Origin of the sequence: Cnuibacter sp. UC19_7 (assembly GCF_042699995.1) — a bacterium.
GTDB lineage: Bacteria > Actinomycetota > Actinomycetes > Actinomycetales > Microbacteriaceae > Cnuibacter.
The window spans coordinates 3,860,174-3,873,465 of sequence record NZ_CP170560.1 but is presented as its reverse complement, the minus strand read 5'-3'; the positions used below and the strand labels follow the sequence as shown (position 1 = coordinate 3,873,465).

The 13,292-nt window shown below is 70.9% G+C and carries 10 protein-coding genes, 2 pseudogenes and 1 riboswitch; of the genes and pseudogenes, 5 read left to right on the top strand and 7 right to left on the bottom strand.

Features of this window, described 5'->3' with window-relative positions:
- Positions 1-2 precede the first annotated feature (2 nt).
- Positions 3-1,686 (top strand): annotated as a pseudogene (ettA, locus tag ACFJGV_RS18585) (energy-dependent translational throttle protein EttA).
- Positions 1,686-2,162 carry an acyl-CoA thioesterase gene (locus ACFJGV_RS18580; RefSeq protein ID WP_378145699.1) on the top strand — a complete coding sequence of 159 codons (477 nt, stop codon included), beginning with the start codon at positions 1,686-1,688 and terminating at the stop codon, positions 2,160-2,162. The pseudogene ettA and the gene ACFJGV_RS18580 overlap by 1 nt, the downstream one beginning before the upstream one ends.
- Positions 2,163-2,198: 36 nt before the next feature.
- On the opposite strand, the gene ACFJGV_RS18575 is transcribed toward ACFJGV_RS18580, so the two are convergent.
- Together ACFJGV_RS18575 and ACFJGV_RS18570 are read right to left on the bottom strand one after the other, a co-directional pair.
- Positions 2,199-2,456, bottom strand: coding sequence for a pentapeptide repeat-containing protein (locus tag ACFJGV_RS18575; protein WP_378148790.1), 258 nt, complete (start codon positions 2,454-2,456; stop codon positions 2,199-2,201).
- A gap of 612 nt (positions 2,457-3,068) precedes the next feature.
- Positions 3,069-3,926 (bottom strand): annotated as a pseudogene (locus tag ACFJGV_RS18570) (acyl-CoA thioesterase); the annotation flags it as partial.
- Between the two features lie 57 nt (positions 3,927-3,983).
- Between ACFJGV_RS18570 and ACFJGV_RS18565 the strand changes: the two are divergent.
- Positions 3,984-4,643, top strand: coding sequence for a hypothetical protein (locus ACFJGV_RS18565; protein WP_378145698.1), 660 nt, complete (start codon positions 3,984-3,986; stop codon positions 4,641-4,643).
- Positions 4,644-4,669: 26 nt separating this feature from the next.
- Here ACFJGV_RS18565 and ACFJGV_RS18560 read toward each other — a convergent pair whose 3' ends face one another.
- The 5 genes from ACFJGV_RS18560 to ACFJGV_RS18540 form a co-directional block, all read right to left on the bottom strand.
- Positions 4,670-5,158: an ATP-binding protein gene (locus tag ACFJGV_RS18560; RefSeq protein WP_378145697.1), complete on the bottom strand. Its 489-nt coding sequence runs from the start codon at positions 5,156-5,158 to the stop codon at positions 4,670-4,672.
- Between the two features lie 2 nt (positions 5,159-5,160).
- The gene (locus tag ACFJGV_RS18555) at positions 5,161-5,943 is read right to left on the bottom strand and encodes an energy-coupling factor transporter transmembrane component T family protein (RefSeq protein WP_378145695.1); all 783 of its coding nucleotides are present in this window, start codon (positions 5,941-5,943) and stop codon (positions 5,161-5,163) included.
- Positions 5,940-7,466 (bottom strand): ABC transporter ATP-binding protein, encoded by a 1,527-nt coding sequence (locus ACFJGV_RS18550; RefSeq protein WP_378145693.1) that lies wholly within the window; start codon positions 7,464-7,466, stop codon positions 5,940-5,942. Before ACFJGV_RS18550 ends, ACFJGV_RS18555 begins: the two co-directional genes overlap by 4 nt.
- A complete protein-coding gene (locus tag ACFJGV_RS18545; RefSeq protein ID WP_378145692.1) occupies positions 7,463-8,098 on the bottom strand; it encodes an ECF transporter S component in 636 nt (211 codons plus the stop codon). Before ACFJGV_RS18545 ends, ACFJGV_RS18550 begins: the two co-directional genes overlap by 4 nt.
- A 66-nt stretch (positions 8,099-8,164) precedes the next feature.
- A riboswitch (TPP riboswitch) is annotated at positions 8,165-8,275 on the bottom strand.
- Positions 8,276-8,300: 25 nt separating this feature from the next.
- Complete coding sequence (locus tag ACFJGV_RS18540) at positions 8,301-8,645, bottom strand: spore germination protein GerW family protein (protein WP_378145690.1); 345 nt, start codon at positions 8,643-8,645, stop codon at positions 8,301-8,303.
- Between the two features lie 115 nt (positions 8,646-8,760).
- On the opposite strand from ACFJGV_RS18540, the gene glgX reads away from it, so the two are divergent.
- Both glgX and treY read left to right on the top strand, forming a co-directional pair.
- Complete coding sequence (gene glgX, locus ACFJGV_RS18535) at positions 8,761-10,962, top strand: glycogen debranching protein GlgX (RefSeq protein ID WP_378145689.1); 2,202 nt, start codon at positions 8,761-8,763, stop codon at positions 10,960-10,962.
- A 20-nt stretch (positions 10,963-10,982) separates the two neighbouring features.
- A complete protein-coding gene (gene treY / locus ACFJGV_RS18530; RefSeq protein ID WP_378148789.1) occupies positions 10,983-13,289 on the top strand; it encodes a malto-oligosyltrehalose synthase in 2,307 nt (768 codons plus the stop codon).
- The last annotated feature ends 3 nt before the right edge of the window (positions 13,290-13,292 follow it).

Genomic DNA, 13,292 nt, shown 5'->3' with positions numbered 1-13,292 from the left:
GCATGGCCGAATACATCTACTCGATGGTGCGCGCCCGCAAGTCTGTGGGCGACAAGCTGATCCTCGACGACGTCACCATGGCGTTCCTGCCTGGCGCGAAGATCGGCGTGGTCGGCCCCGAACGGCGCCGGAAAGTCGACGATCCTGAAGATCATGGCCGGGCTCGACACCCCGAGCAACGGCGAGGCCAAGCTGTCCCCCGGCTACACCGTCGGCATCCTCATGCAGGAGCCCGAGCTCGACGAGTCGAAGACCGTGCTCGAGAACGTGCAGGAGGGCCTCGGCCCGATCAAGGGCAAGGTCGACCGCTTCAACGAGATCAGCGCCGCGATGGCCGAGCCCGACGCCGACTTCGACGCGCTGCTGGCCGAGATGGGCACCCTGCAGGAGGAGATCGACGCCGCCGACGCGTGGGACCTCGATTCTCAGCTCGAGCAGGCGATGGATGCGCTGCGCACCCCTCCGGGCGACGCCGAGGTGGCGAACCTGTCGGGTGGTGAGAAGCGCCGTGTGGCGCTCTGCCGCCTCCTGCTCCAGAAGCCCGACCTCCTGCTCCTCGACGAGCCGACCAACCACCTCGATGCCGAGAGCGTGCTCTGGCTCGAGCAGCACCTGTCGCAGTACCACGGCGCCGTCCTCGCCGTGACGCACGACCGGTACTTCCTCGACCACGTCGCCCAGTGGATCGCGGAGGTCGACCGCGGTCGCCTCTACCCCTACGAGGGCAACTACTCGACCTACCTCGAGAAGAAGCGCGAGCGCCTCGAGATCCAGGGCAAGAAGGACCAGAAGCTCGCGAAGCGCCTGTCCGACGAGCTCGACTGGGTGCGCAGCAACGCCAAGGGCCGCCAGGCCAAGTCGAAGGCGCGTCTGGCGCGCTACGAGGAGATGGCCGCCGAGGCCGAGCGCACGAGGAAGCTCGACTTCGAGGAGATCCAGATCCCGGCCGGCCCGCGCCTGGGCACCCAGGTGATCGACGCGAAGAAGCTGCACAAGGCGTTCGGCGAGCGCGTGCTGATCGACGACCTCAGCTTCACCCTGCCCCGCAACGGCATCGTGGGCGTGATCGGCCCGAACGGCGTCGGCAAGACCACGCTCTTCAAGACCATCGTCGGCCTCGAGCCGCTCGACGGCGGCGACCTGCAGGTCGGCGAGTCGGTCGACATCTCGTACGTCGACCAGAGCCGTACCGGCATCGACCCCAACAAGACGCTGTGGGAGGTCGTGTCCGACGGGCTCGACTACATCCAGGTCGGCAAGACCGAGATCCCGTCTCGCGCCTACGTCTCCACGTTCGGCTTCAAGGGTCCCGACCAGCAGAAGAAGGCCGGCGTGCTCTCCGGCGGCGAGCGCAACCGCCTCAACCTCGCGCTCACCCTCAAGCAGGGCGGCAACCTGCTCCTGCTCGATGAGCCGACCAACGACCTCGACGTCGAGACGCTCTCGAGCCTCGAGAACGCGCTGCTCGAGTTCCCTGGCTGCGCCGTGGTGATCACCCACGACCGGTGGTTCCTCGACCGGATCGCCACGCACATCCTCGCCTATGAGGGCACCGCCGACGACCCGGCCAACTGGTACTGGTTCGAGGGCAACTTCGAGGCCTACGAGGAGAACAAGATCGAGCGCCTCGGCCCCGAGGCGGCGACCCCTCACCGGGCGGTGTACCGCAAGCTGACGCGCGACTGATGCCTCGGCTGCACGTCCCCACGGGGCTCCGCTGGAGCGACCTCGACGCGTACGGCCACGTCAACAACGTGGCCGTGGCGCGCATCCTCGAGGAGGCGCGCATCGTGGTGTTCTGGGCCGACCCCGACGCGGTCGACTCGGGCTCCGGCACCGCGGTGCTCGACGCGCTCCACGGCTCCGAGACGCAGAGCGTGCTCGCGCGCCAGGAGATCGAGTACCTCCAGCCCATCCCGTACCTCCGTCGCCCGCTCGACGTGCAGCTCTGGTTCGCGCACATCGGCGGCGCGAGCATGGAGCTGTTCTACGAGATCCACAGCCCGGCGGGATCGGAGGAGGATGTGCTGTTCGTGCGCGCCTCCACCACTCTGGTGCTGGTCGACGCGTCCACCGGGCGGCCGATCCGGATCTCCGACGAGGCCCGCGCCGCGTGGTCGGGCTTCATGGACGAGCCGATCGCCTTCCGCCGTCGCTTCTGACGAGAGACACGACGACAGGAGCGGAGCACGCGCCGCTCAGGCGGTGCCCCAGTGCGACGGCCGGACGAACCCCTCGGGCAGGACGGTCGACGAGTCGCCGCGGGCGCTGTTGACCTGCATCTGGGTGAGGTAGATCGCGCCGTCGAGCTGCGCTCCGCGGACATCGGCGTCGCGCAGGTCGACGCCCAGCACGTCGCACCGCTGCAACCGCGCCCGGCGGAGGTCAGCGGCGATGGCGATGCTCCCCCGGATGCTCGCTCCGCGCAGGTCGGCGCCGGCCAACGACGCTCCCATCAGGTCGCTGCCCGGCTGAAGAGGTCGGCTGCGACGAGGCGGCGCGACGTGTCCCCGGCGCGCGACCTCGCTCGCCGTCACCAGCAGTGCCCGCACGGCGTCGAACTCGGCGTCGACGTCGAGACCGGCGAGGGTCTCCGGATCCTCGTCGCTCAGCCCCCGGATGCGCTCGAACGCGGCGATCCAGGGCGCGGGGTCGCGATCCGACTCGACCATCGTGATGGCCTCGTCGAGGTACCAGAGCAGCTCGTGGAGCCTCCGGACGATGGGGAACGCGGAGAACATCGCCTCCCGGGTCTGCGGGTCGTCGCGCCAGGATCGCCCGGCGAACGTCTGCCGGGAGACCTTCTGGCCGGCGCCGAAGCAGTCGAACACGGTGCAGCCCTTGAACCCGCGCTCTCGGAGGTGCGGATGGATGCGGCACCCGTCGCCCTCGTCGAGGTTCTCGCACGGGTCGCCGGCGGCCTTGTCGAACGGGAAGTCGGACGACCTCGCGAACGCCAGGGCGACGCAGCACAGCCCGAAGCACTCGCCGCAGTCGGCGCCGAGGTCGGCGCGACGCCCGAGCTCGACCCGTGTCCGTCCGCCCACCGTCAGGAGGGGGCGCTTTCCCACGCGGATCATGCCCTCCTGGGCGATCGAGGCGATGAGGCGTCCGCCGCGATCGAACATCCGCCCGAGGGCGAGACCCCTCCCGCCACCGGAGGTCGGCGACTCCTGCGTGTAGAGGATCCAGTCGTCGGCCCGGGCGAACCGGTGCCACCACATCCCGTGGTCGAGGCTCGCCATGGCGAAGTCGGGGCGGCCCCACGAGACGCCGTGACGACGCATCACGGGCTCGAGGATGGTGTAGTCGCTCACGTACGCGAGCGCGGCACGGTGGATGGTCGGGTCGTCGGGCAGTCGGCCCAGCGCCTTGAGCCACACGGCCTGGCTGGCGACCCGCTCGCCCTCGACGGCGACGTACACCGGGGACGAGACGTGACGCATGTCGAACGCCCGGGTCTCGGCCCAGACCCGCGCGATCGGGTGGTCGATGCCGTCGAGGACCTCGCGTGCACTCGGCAGGTCGTCGGGCTCGGGCAGGCCGGTCGGCATCTCGATCTGGTGCTCGAGCCCCTCGTCCTCCGTCTGGAACGACATGATGCCGGAGAGGATCGGGACGCCGTTCTGGTAGGCCTGCGTCCGCCTCGTGGAGAAGGAGCGGCCGTCGTGGATGCGGTCGACGGCGAAGGTGATCGGCTTCGTCGCGTCGCCCGGCCGGAGGAAGTAGCCGTGCAGCGAGTGCACGGGACGGTCGGCGGCGACGGTGCGCGCGGCGGCGATCACCGACTGCGCGAGCACCTGGCCGCCGAACACACGACCGCCCGGCATCTCCTGGCTCGGACCGGTGAAGATGTCCTCCGTGGTGCGGGCGCCGGTGTCGGCGAGGTCGAGCGTGGTGAGGAATGCGGCCAGCGGATCGGGCAACAGGACCTCCAGGTGACGTGCCGGTGAGTCGTCTGTGAAGTAGTTTAGACAGCACTGATGATCCAGAGCCTCTCCCTCGTCGACGCGCCGTCCCTCGGCGACCTCAAGGTCTTCCTCGGTCGCTCCGCCCGGGTCGAGAACGGCTCGGTGAGGCTGATCGGCAGCCTCGGGGTGCTCGCCGTCTACACGCCCGTGCTCACGCCGAAGGGTCTGCTCGACTCCTCGCCCACCGTGCTGGGGCTGCGCACGTTCGCTCTCGCCTCCACCGACGACTTCGACGTGGTGGTCTCGATCAGGGGGCTGCTCGACCGCCTCGCCATGCTCTCCCTCTCGGTCGACCGGGAAGGCGGCCCCATCGAGGTGCCGCTCCCCCTCCCCGACGCCGGCGTCGCCTGGGCCGGGATCAGCCCGCCGCGCGGCGGCTGGCGGCGCGTCGGCACGACCGACCCCAGGCAGCTCGAGGAGATCGCGAAGGCGGGGATCTCCGAGATCGCCGATGCGGTCCCGTCTGAGGTGGGCGAGCAGGTGGTGCGGAAGCTCCGGGGTGCGGTGTGGACCCGGCCGATCCCCGACGTCGGCGCCCGCGTGCCGGCCGCCGCGGCGTTCGCCGCGTACAGCCTCGGATTCATCCGGCGTGATGACGACGCCGCGGTGTACGAGGCATCGTCCTGGGTGCGCGTCTCGACCCGGCGAGGCCACATCCTCGTGCACTGGTGACGCGCGCCTGACCGACGCCCCTGCGTCTACGTCGGGATGATGAGCGTGGCGAGCGACCGCGGATGCTCCGCGACGACGAACGCCGTCCACTGACGTTCCCACTCGTCCCAGTGCGTCTCGTACACCTCGCCGTCGCGGGCGAGGGCCCTGCGACGGCGCTCGACGTCGTCGGTCTCGACCCAGATCGTCAGATCGGCCAGCGGCGCGCTCGCGCGGCTGAGAGCCCCGCAGCCCTCGACGATGAGCGGCCTCTCCGGATCGACGTCGTGCCACTCGGCGAGCTCGCCGCGCTCCCAGTCCCAGCGCTGCCACCGCGGTGCTCCCCCGTCTCGCAGCGGTCGGAGCAGCTCGTCGACGACATGCTCGCTCGCGGCCCGCAGCCCGCCCCACCCGGGGTAGATGTCGTCGAGGTGCACGACCTGGGGCAGCTGCGGATCGGACCACCGCCGGGCGATCGTCGCCGCCAGGTCGGTCTTGCCCGAGCCGGACGGTCCGTCGATGAGGAGGACGACCATGCTCAGCGCACCACGAACGTGAACGAGCCCACGGCGATCGACACCGCGAGCGCCGTCGCACCGACCAGCAGGGCGCCCGCGAGGAGCACCCAGTCCCGGGCATGGAACCGCGAGGGCCGGGCCCACGTGCGGTCGGTCCGGGCGCCGAACCCCCTGGCCTCCATCGCCGTGGCGAGCTTGCTGCCTCGGCGGATGGAGAGCACGAGCAGGGCGAACGCCTGGCCGACGAACCGCCGGATCCGTCCGGTGTCGCCCAGCCCACGCGCCCGCCGCGCCAGCTCGAGCTGCCGCCAGTCGTCGAGGAACAGCCCGACGAGGCGCATCCCCGCGAGGGCGCCGAGCACGAACCGCGACGGCAGGTGCCAGACCTGCGCCAGACCGTCGGCGAGATCGGTGGGGTCGATCGTGATGAAGAGCACGACGGCGGGCAGGCCGATGGCGAGGATGCGCAGGGCCGTCGCGATCGCCAGTGCGATGGACCCGTCGGAGATGTGGACGAGGCCCCACTGGAAGTAGGTCGTCCCGGACGCGACGCCGTAGAGCACGGTCGTGAGTGCGGCGAGCGGCGCGGCGATCCACAGCGCGACGGTACGACGCAGCAGCACCCGGAGCCCGATCCCGCTCCACGCGATGAAGACGGCCTCGAGCGCGAGAGCGACGAGCGCGGACACCCAGTCGATCGTGACCAGCAGGAGCAGGCTCAGCCCGAGGCCGGCCGCGATCTTCGCGACCGAGTTGAACGCCGCGAGCCGGGGTGCCCGGACCGAGCCCAGCACGCCGCTCACGCCGCGATCCCCCTCGGCACGACGAGGGCGCCGCCGTCGCGCACGACGAGCTCCTGGTCGGCGAGGGCACGGATGAACGCGCGATCGTGCGTGATCGCGATCACCGCACATCCCCCGTCGAGGAGGTCGCCGAGGAGCAGCACCAGCTCGGCCCACGTGCGCGAGTCCTGCCCGAAGGTGGGCTCGTCGAGCACGAGCACCCGGGGCCGGGCGATCAGGGCGGAGGCGACGGAGAGGCGCCTCTTCTGCCCGCCCGAGAGGGTGTAGGGGTTCGCCCGGGCGAGCGGAGCGAGCCGCATCCGCTCGAGCATCGCGGACACCCGCGCGTGGATCTCGGCCTTCGGGAGCCGAAGTGCCTTGAGCGACACCGCCAGCTCGTCCTCGACCGTGCCCGAGACGAACTGGTGCTCGGGATCCTGGAAGACCGTGCCTATGCGTGTGAGGAGCTCGCGAGAACGCCACCGCGCCGGATGCGGGCCGGCACCCGTCGCCAGCTCGTCCGAGGCCCGCACCTCGCCCGCCTCGGGCAGGATGAGACCCGCGAGCGTGAGCGCGAGAGTGGACTTCCCGGCACCGTTCGGGCCGGTGACGACGAGGGCCCGGCCGGCGGAGAGGACGAGCTCGATGCCGGCGGCGACGGGCCGGCCGGGCACACGCGATACCGCGAGCCCGGAGGCCGTGAGGAGCGCGGGCGCCACCGCGTCGTCGGCGGATGGAGCGTCCGTCCCCGAGGAACGTGCCGCCCGCCCGCCGAGCGGATCGATGCCCGGGACCCAGACCCCGGCGTCCGCGAGCCGGCGTCCCTCCGCCTCGACGACCTCCCGGGCCGGGCCGTCCGCGAGCACGCCGCCCTCGGCGTCCAGCACCACGATGCGCTCGACGACGTCGAGCCAGACGTCGACCCGGTGCTCGATGACGACGAGGGTCGCGCCCGTCGACCGCGCTACCCGTTCCACCGTGTCGCGAACCTCGACGACCCCGTCAGGATCGAGGTTCGCGGTCGGCTCGTCGAGGAGGATCAGCCCCGGCCTCATGGCGAGCACCCCGGCGAGCGCCACCCGCTGCTTCTGCCCGCCCGAGAGCTCCGAGGTGGGGTGATCGAGCGGCAGGTCGAGGCCGACAGCGTCGAGCGATTCCTCGACCCTGCGCCAGATCTCGTCGCGGGGGACGCCGAGGTTCTCGCATCCGAAGGCGACGTCGTCGCCCACGCGCGCGAGCACCAGATGGGCGTCGGGGTCCTGCAGGAGGAGCCCGGCGCGTCCGCGCACGCCCTCCGGACGCGCGCCGTCGAGCAGGAGCTCACCGACCTCGTCGCCCTCGTCGGCACCGCCCAAGACGCCCGCCATCGCCTGCAGGAGGGTCGACTTGCCCGCTCCCGATGCTCCGAGGAGGAGGACGCGCTCACCCGGCTCGATGACGAGATCGAGGTCGCGGACCGCCCACTCCTCGCGGCCGGCATGGCGCCAACCCCATCCGGCGGCCGACACGCGGGCGGCGTCTGGGCGGAGCGACTCGGCGCTCACGCTCGGCGGACCGCCTCGCGTCCGGCCGCGAAGCGGTTGAGAGCCCCCGTCCGCGCCAGTCCCCGCACGATCAGCCACGACCCCAGCCCCGCGACGATCGCGCCGCCGATGACGGAGCAGACCGAGTACACGACCATGAACGCCGTGTCGGCGCCGACGTACCAGGTGATGAGGTCGTTGACCGCCATGCCGACGCCCGCCCCGGCACCGGCCAGGATCGCGACGTACACGCGGTAGTTGGCGTACAGGAAGATCGCGAAGACGATCTCGGCGCCGAGTCCCTGGGCGAGCCCCGAGAGCAGGGTCGCCACACCCCACTGCGTTCCGACGAGCGCGGAGACGGTGGCCGCGACGAGCTCGGTGTAGAGCGCCGCCCCTGGCTTCCTGACGATGAGCCCGCCGAGGACGCCGGCGAACAGCCAGACGCCGTAGAGAAGGGCCTGAGCCCCGGGCAGCAGAGCCTCGAGCGGCGCTCCGACCGGGGCGTAGGCGAGGTTCCAGACCCAGAAGACGAGCCCGGCGGCGACGCCGACGACGCTGGCGACGACGATGTCGACGACCCTCCAGCGCAACGAGCGGCGACGTCCCGAGCCGAGACCGGAAGCGGTGGTGGAACTGATGGTGGTGTGCACGTCGTGCCCCTTCGATCGCGTGATGCGGTGGGCACGGGTCGCCGTATCCGCCCGTGTGCGGACACGGCGATGAGGAGAACTGCCTCCCTGCGCTGGCATGACCCAGATCAGGTTCGACGGTCGGAGGTTGAGAACCTCCCTCTCAGCCCGGCTCACCGGACTCCCGTGTTTTCGTGGCGATCCTACCCCAGGACGGGGCCGCCTACTTCTTGGCGGCCTTCACCAGCTTGGCGAGCACGTGGCCGGCCACGAGCACGAACGGGATGCCGACCGCGACGAGCGCGATGAGGTTGGGCTGGAACCGCACGCCGAGCGAGGTGGTGACGTACGCCCCGATCGGGATGCTCACCCCTCCCCCGCCGAAGCCCTCGCCCTCGGCATCGGCGTCGGACTTGCCACCCGTGTTGCCGTTGCCGCCGCCGAAGCCGAACCACACCAGGGCGACCGGGACGACGGTGGCGCCGTCGATGTCGACCGGAGCCCCGTAGGACGCCTCCACGCCGAGGCGCTTGAGCGGCTCGGCGACCTTCTCGACCAGCTGAGTCATGCATCCACGGTACCGCTGTCGGCCCCCGCGCGCATGGGCACACCCAACCCGTGTGCGCGGTCAGCCGATCCCGGTACGGTGAGCACGCGACAACCGAATCCCCTGAGGAGATCAGATGCAGTCCTGGCCCGGTACGGCCTATCCGCTCGGAGCGACCTACGACGGGAGCGGAACCAACTTCGCCCTGTTCAGCGAGGTGGCCGAGAAGGTCGAGCTCTGCCTCTTCGACGAGCAGGGTGTCGAGACGCGAGTGGAGCTCATCGACGTCGACGCGTTCGTCTGGCACGCCTACCTCCCCCAGGTGCAGCCCGGTCAGCGCTACGGCTACCGCGTGTACGGGCCCTACGAGCCCGAGAAGGGGTTGCGCTGCAACCCCAACAAGATCCTGCTCGACCCGTACGCGAAGGCGACGAGCGGCGGCATCGACTGGGACCACTCGCTGTTCTCCTACAACTTCGGCGACCCCGACTCGCGCAACGACGACGACTCCGCCGGGCACATGACCCACGGCGTCGTCATCAACCCCTTCTTCGACTGGTCGGGCGACCGCCGCCTGCGCATCCCCTACAACCAGTCCGTGATCTACGAGGCCCACGTGAAGGGTCTCACCGAGCTGCACCCCGCGGTACCGGAGGAGCAGCGCGGCACCTACTCGGGTGTCGCGCATCCGGCCGTCGTCGACCACCTGCGGAAGCTCGGCGTGACCGCGATCGAGCTGATGCCGGTGCACCAGTTCGTCAACGACTCCACGCTCATCGACAAGGGCCTCTCGAACTACTGGGGTTACAACACGATCGGGTTCTTCGCCCCGCACCACGCCTACTCGTCGACCGGCGACCACGGTCAGCAGGTACAGGAGTTCAAGGGGATGGTGAAGACCCTGCATGCCGCCGGCATCGAGGTCATCCTCGACGTGGTCTACAACCACACCGCGGAGGGCAACCACCTCGGGCCGACGCTCTCGTTCCGAGGCATCGACAACGCGGCCTACTACCGCCTCGTCGACGACGACCCGAAGTACTACATGGACTACACGGGCACCGGCAACTCGCTGAACGTCCGCCAGCCGCACTCGCTGCAGCTCATCATGGACTCGCTGCGGTACTGGGTGACCGAGATGCACGTCGACGGCTTCCGCTTCGACCTCGCCGCCACGCTCGCCCGCGAGTTCTACGAGGTCGACCGCCTGTCGAGCTTCTTCGAGCTCGTGCAGCAGGATCCGGTGGTGTCGCAGGTGAAGCTGATCGCCGAGCCCTGGGACGTCGGCCCCGGCGGCTACCAGGTCGGCAACTTCCCTCCCCAGTGGACGGAGTGGAACGGGAAGTACCGCGACACCGTGCGCGACTTCTGGCGCGGCGAACCCTCCACCCTCGGCGAGTTCGCCAGCCGGTTCACCGGCTCGGCCGACCTCTACGAGCGCGACGGCCGCCGCCCGGTGGCGTCGATCAACTTCGTCACCGCGCACGACGGCTTCACGCTGCGCGACCTCGTCTCGTACAACGAGAAGCACAACGACGCCAACGGCGAGGACGGCAACGACGGGGAGTCGTCGAACCGCTCGTGGAACTGCGGCGTCGAGGGTCCGACCGACGACCCCGCCGTGCTCGGCCTCCGCGCCCGTCAGCAGCGCAACTTCCTCGCCACCCTCCTGCTGTCGCAGGGTGTGCCGATGGTGCTGCACGGCGACGAGATGGGTCGCACGCAGGAGGGCAACAACAACACCTACGCCCAGGACAACGAGCTCACCTGGATCCACTGGGAGACCGAGGACGCCCCGCTCGTCGAGTTCACCGCGGCCGTCACCAGGCTCCGCAAGGACCATCCGACGTTCCGGCGCTCCACCTTCTTCGACGGCCGCCCCGTGCGCCGTGGTGAGGGCGAGCCTCTGCCCGACATCGTGTGGCTCAACTCCGACGCCACCCCCATGGAGCCGGAGGAGTGGGACGCCCCGCTCTCGCGCTCGGTGGGCGTGTTCCTCAACGGGCAGGGCATCCGCGCCCGCGACGCCCGCGGGCAGGCGCTCGTCGACGAGAACTTCCTCGTCTACTTCAACGCCGACGACTCCGACGTGACCTTCACCATCCCGCAGGCCGAGTACAGCGAGGCCTGGGATGTGGTGATCGACACAGCGGGCGCCTCCGCCGACCTTCTCACGGTGCAGGCCGGCGAGACCATCACCGTCGAGCAGAAGTCGATGGTCGTGCTGATCGCCCACAGCGAGCCCGAGCTCGAGCCCGACCACTCCGTGGCGGCATCGCTCACGGCTCAGGCGGATGCGGTGGTCACCTCGGCGATCACCCTGCCCAACCTCCAGTGAGGAGCGCGATGAGCGACGAGATCCGCGTCCCGCGGTCGACCTACCGGCTGCAGATCACGCCGGAGTTCACCCTGTCCGACGCCGCGGAGCTGGTGCCGTACCTGCGCCGGCTCGGCGTCGACTGGGTCTACGTCTCGCCGATCCTGCAGGCGGAGGCCGGCTCGCAGCACGGGTACGACGTCACCGACCACTCCCGCATCGACCGCGAGCGCGGCGGCGAGGAGGGCTTCGATGCCCTCGTCGCCGCGGCGCGCGAGGCGGGCATGGGGCTGCTCGTCGACATCGTGCCGAACCACGTCGGTGTCGCGACGCCCGCGCAGAACCCCTGGTGGTGGGATCTCCTCACCTACGGGCGGGAGTCGCGCTACGCCGAGGCCTTCGACGTCGATTGGGAGGCCGGCGACGGCCGCATCCTCATCCCCGTGCTGGGCGACGCGTCGACGGCCGATCTCACGGTCGACGGCGACGAGCTCGTGTACTTCGACAACCGGTATCCGATCGCCCCCGGCACGGGCGGCGACGACGCCCAGGCGGTCCACGACCGGCAGCACTACCGGCTGGTCGACTGGCGGCTCGAGAGCACCGACCTCAACTACCGGCGCTTCTTCGCCGTCTCCACCCTGGCGGCGATCAGGGTCGAGGTGCCCGAGGTGTTCGACGAGTCGCACGCCGAGATCAGGCGCTGGTTCGACGAGGGCCTCGTCGACGGCCTCCGGGTCGACCACCCTGACGGCCTCGCCGATCCCGGGGGCTACATCACCGACCTCGCCGAGCTGACCGGCGGCCGCTACGTCCTGATCGAGAAGATCCTCGAGGGCGACGAGCCGTTGCACCCCGACTGGCCCTCCGCGGGCACCACCGGCTACGACGCCCTCGCGATCCTCGACCGCGTCTTCGTCGACCCCGCCGGCGAGACGCCGCTCACCGCGCTCGCCGACGAGCTGCGCGGGCGGCATCAGAGCTACGCCGACCTCATCCACGACACGAAGCGCGCCGTCGCCGACGGCATCCTGCAGTCGGAGGTGCGGCGCCTGGCCCGCGACCTCGTGCGCGCCGGCGGGATCGACGCGACCGACGACGCCGCGGTGCTCCACGACGGCATCGCCGAACTGCTCACGTGCTTCCCGGTCTACCGCTCCTACCTGCCTCACGGCACCGAGGCGTGGCGCGAGACGCTGGAGGCCGCGAAGCAGCACCGGCCCGACCTCGGCGAGGTGCTCGACGACCTGGCCGCCGCGTTCCAGCGCACCGGGACGGCGCCGAGCATCCGCTTCCAGCAGACCTCGGGCATGGTGATGGCCAAGGGCGTCGAGGACTGCGCCTTCTACCGCTACACGCGGCTCACGAGCCTCACCGAGGTGGGGGCCGAGCCGCAGGAGTTCAGCGTCTCCCCCGCACGCTTCCACGAGCTGCAGGAGCAGCGCGCCTCCGTGCTGCCCGACTCGATGACCACGCTGTCGACGCACGACACGAAGCGTTCCGAAGACACCAGGGCCCGGATCAGCGCCGTCGCCGAGGTCCCCGACGAGTGGGCGGATGCGCTGAGCCGCCTCCGCGCCGCGGCGCCGGTGGGCGACGGCTCGTTCGAGAACCTGCTGTGGCAGGCCGTCGTCGGCGCGTGGCCGCTCTCCCGAGAGCGCGCCCACGCCTACGCCGAGAAGGCGGCCCGCGAGGCCGGCGACTCGACCGCGTGGCTCGACGTCGACGAGGAGTTCGAGGCGCGGATGCACGCGGCCGTCGACGCCGCGTTCGACGACCCGGCCGTGCGCGACGTCGTCGAGAGCGTGGTCGACCGCCTCCGGGTGGCCGGCTTGTCGAACTCGCTCGGCGAGAAGCTCGTGCAGCTCACCGCCCCCGGCGTGCCCGACGTGTACCAGGGCACCGAGTTCTGGGACCGATCGCTCGTCGACCCCGACAACCGCCGCCCGGTCGACTACCGCGCCCGCGTGACGACGCTCGACCGCCTCGACGGCGGCTGGACGCCCGAGGTCGACGACGAGGGCGCGGCGAAGCTCCTCGTCGTGTCTCGCGCTCTGCGGCTGCGCCGCGACCGCCCCGAGCTGTTCACCGGATACCGGGGACTCACCGCGGTGGGTGAGGCCGCCGACCACGCGCTCGCCTTCGACCGCGGGGGCGCGATCACTGTCGCGACGCGTCTGCCGATCGGCCTGGCCGCCCGCGGTGGCTGGGGCGACACCGAGCTCGAGCTCCCCGAGGGCGACCTCGTCGACGTCCTCACCGGGCGGCGCTTCCCGGGCGGCCGCATCCGACTCGCCGACCTGCTCTCGACCTACCCGGTGGCGCTCGTCACCGTTCCGGAGGACTGACCC

Bases quoted from the DNA above. Each gene is read 5' to 3' on its own strand.
- ACFJGV_RS18580 (WP_378145699.1), top strand. From the start codon at position 1,686: ATGCCTCGGCTGCACGTCCCCACGGGGCTCCGCTGGAGCGACCTCGAC.
- ACFJGV_RS18575 (WP_378148790.1), bottom strand. From the start codon at position 2,456: ATGGGAGCGTCGTTGGCCGGCGCCGACCTGCGCGGAGCGAGCATCCGG.
- ACFJGV_RS18565 (WP_378145698.1), top strand. From the start codon at position 3,984: ATGATCCAGAGCCTCTCCCTCGTCGACGCGCCGTCCCTCGGCGACCTC.
- ACFJGV_RS18560 (WP_378145697.1), bottom strand. From the start codon at position 5,158: ATGGTCGTCCTCCTCATCGACGGACCGTCCGGCTCGGGCAAGACCGAC.
- ACFJGV_RS18540 (WP_378145690.1), bottom strand. From the start codon at position 8,645: ATGACTCAGCTGGTCGAGAAGGTCGCCGAGCCGCTCAAGCGCCTCGGC.
- glgX (WP_378145689.1), top strand. From the start codon at position 8,761: ATGCAGTCCTGGCCCGGTACGGCCTATCCGCTCGGAGCGACCTACGAC.